The 2153-nt window shown below is 67.9% G+C and carries 1 protein-coding gene and 1 pseudogene; both read left to right on the forward strand.

The features are described 5' to 3' along the window. Positions 1-569: pseudogene (locus BRAS3809_RS36710) on the forward strand (hypothetical protein); the annotation flags it as partial. A gap of 212 nt (positions 570-781) precedes the next feature. Further along, positions 782-2153 (forward strand): tetratricopeptide repeat protein (locus BRAS3809_RS20940; protein WP_035657391.1); only part of this gene is annotated, 1372 nt, incomplete at its 3' end.

Raw genomic sequence — 2153 nt, forward strand, 5'->3', positions numbered from 1 at the left:
CCGGCGCAGCCCTGGCGACGGATCAGGCCATGCTGAAAGCGGCGGCTGCCAACTTCATCGGCAACGCCGGCGACATCTCCGGCAATAACATCGCAATCGGTGGCTCGGCCTATGTGAACTCGGTGACGAGCTTCATCACCGCCACCGCCGTCAACGGCATCGCCATGGGCACCGGCGCACCGGCCGGCGCCAACCCGAACATCGCCAACGGTACCGGCGGCACGCCTGCGAGCACGACCACGCCGGGCGGCGGCGGGATGGCCGGTGGCGGAGCTGCAGGTGGCGGTGCTGCAGGTGGCGGAGCCGCGGGCGGTGGCACCACCGGCGGCGGAACGACGGGCGGCGGCGCGGCCGGAGGAGGCACGGCCGGCGGCGGTACGACCGGCGGCAATACCGGCACCGGCAACAACACCGGTAATCATCAGACGACCACGACGCATCACTGTCACCACCACCATCACAGCCACGACCACCATACGGCGGCAGCAGCTGCGGCCGCCACGGCGGGTGCGGCGGCAGGCGCTGCGGACGTGTCGCACCACCACGCGATGCATCACATGTGGGGCTGAGCCCCTCGCGACGGACTCTCGATTCCGCCGGCACAGATTCCATCTGTGCCGGCGTTGTCGCGTTCCGGGGCAAGCGATCCCGAACGGGCAGGACGGCCTCTACCGCTCGAACGGTTCTAGACCATCGATCGCGTTCGGCCTCGCCTTAGCCTCCGTTTCGCTTCATTCCGCCCAGACAACGGTTTCGGTCGAACATTCAGTAAGTTGTGAACATGAACGAGCTCGCCGTCGCCATCCGCCCTCGCCTCGTCTCCGCGACCGCCGACGGCGGACAAGCGCCGTCAGCCGCGATCAACGAACGCGCTTTGCGCGTCGCGGAAGAGGCCTATCGCAAGGTATTGGAGCTTCAGCCCCGGCACTTCCGGACGCTGTGCAGCCTGGCGATGGTCCGGCTGCAGCTCGGCGATGCGCATGAGGCACGGAAGCTGCTGGACCAGGCCGGAGAAGAAGCCGGCGAGTCCGCGGAGCTGCACGTGTCGCTTGGCAAGACCTATGCAGGTCTCGGCGATGTCGCCAAGGCCAGCACGCATCTGCAACGCGCCGTCGAGCTCGACGATCAATCGGCCGAAGCGCGGCTTCTGCTCGGCAGCGCGCTCACGAGCCTCGGTGATCCCGCGAGCGCCGTGCGGCATCTCGAGCTGGCGTTGGCCGCGCAGCCCAGGGATGCTGATGCGCATCAGGCCCTGGGCTTTGCGCTGCAACGGCTCGGCCAATTCGAGCGCGCCCTGTCGCACCACGAGGCCGCACTCGCGGCGCGGCCGGATTTCGCGGTGGCCGCCGGCAGCCTCGGTGACGCCTGCCGCATGCTCGGGCGGCATGCCGAGGCGATCGCCCATTACCAGCGGGCCCTCGCGATCCAGCCCAATGCGCCGGTCGTGCTGCTGAATATCGGCGGCTGTCAGCAGGCGATCGGCCAGACCGATGCGGCCATCCGCACCTACCAGCAGGCGCTGGCCGTGAGTCCTCATCTGGCCGAGGCGCACTATAATCTCGGCAATCTTCATCTGGACATGAACAGCTGGCCGGCCGCCGTCTTCCACTACGAGCGCGCCATCGCCGAACGTCCGGATTTCCCCGAGGCGCACAACAATCTCGCCAACGCGCTGCAGTCGCGCGGCAGATCGGATGAGGCGCTGGCACATTATGACGAGGCGTTGCGCCGTCGTCCCGGCTACGCGGCGGCCCACCGCAACCGCGGCGACACGCTGCGCGACATGAAGCGTTTCGAGGAGGCGATCGCGAGTTACCGGACCGCCCTCGACCATGATCCGCGCGATGTCACCACGATGAATCATCTGGCTGGCGTGCTGATGATCCTGGGCCGGCTCGACGAGGCAGCCAAAGCCTACGACATGGCGCTCGCCGTCAATCCGCGCAACGTCGGCGTTCACCTGAACTACGGCATCGTCAAGCCGTTCACGGTCGACGACCAGCGCTGGACACCGCTCCTGGAGCAGGCCGCAAGCTCGGAGACGCTGAGCGAGGACGGTCGGATCGCGCTGCACTTCACGCTTGGCCGGGCCTATGCCGACATCAAGGACGGCGAGCGGTCGCTGCTCCATCTCAACGCCGGAAACGGTCTCG

The sequence above is a fragment of the Bradyrhizobium sp. STM 3809 genome, from assembly GCF_000239795.1.
Lineage (GTDB): Bacteria > Pseudomonadota > Alphaproteobacteria > Rhizobiales > Xanthobacteraceae > Bradyrhizobium.